At 51.4% G+C, this 562-nt stretch carries 1 protein-coding gene; it reads left to right on the top strand.

The features are described 5' to 3' along the window. On the top strand, nucleotides 1-208 hold a 208-nt coding region (locus PKO02S_RS33070; protein WP_218034008.1), incomplete at its 5' end, for a hypothetical protein. Nucleotides 209-562 lie beyond the last annotated feature (354 nt).

Here is a 562-nt window from a genome sequence, read left to right as displayed (position 1 = left end):
AAATTCGGACTGGGGAGATGATCCGGACAACAAGCAGCTTCTCAGTCCGACTTATTCGGTCTGCATTCCGCGGTTACTTGGCGTTCGGAGCTCTTGGGTTGCCTCTACCGTTACGCTCGGCACGGAATCCCGCATTCCAGCCGATCCACTCGGGTCCGACAAGCAACATCTCGGAAGGGCAAACCTTGTGAGGCAGTTGCATGGGTAGGTGGGAGGGACAGGTTTAGGATCCGTCTCCAGAGTGTCCGATGGGGCAGACGGAGACAGAGAACGAAAGTTGGCTGATAACAAACAAAAGTTGGCTGATTTTCGGGTAAAATCGGCGAATGGCCGCTGGACAAACGGATATTCTTAATTAGCAAACGGGATGCGGGCATTAGCGGGGGATAAGTTTGTTATTGTGCGAACGAATGGGCGGAAAAATCAGCAGCCGGAAGAAGCGTGGAATAGTCAATCGCTATGGGGTGCAGTAGGAAAGGACTAAAAGCTAAAGTCAAACCAATCAAGGACATCTGTGTCCGTAACAGATCGGACAGAAGGTTCAGAAAGGAACGCCAAGAAC

Origin of the sequence: Paenibacillus koleovorans NBRC 103111 (assembly GCF_004000845.1) — a bacterium.
Taxonomy (GTDB): domain Bacteria; phylum Bacillota; class Bacilli; order Paenibacillales; family NBRC-103111; genus Paenibacillus_AA; species Paenibacillus_AA koleovorans.
The sequence above is the reverse complement of the archived record's forward strand: the minus strand, read 5'-3'. Positions and strand labels throughout refer to the sequence as shown.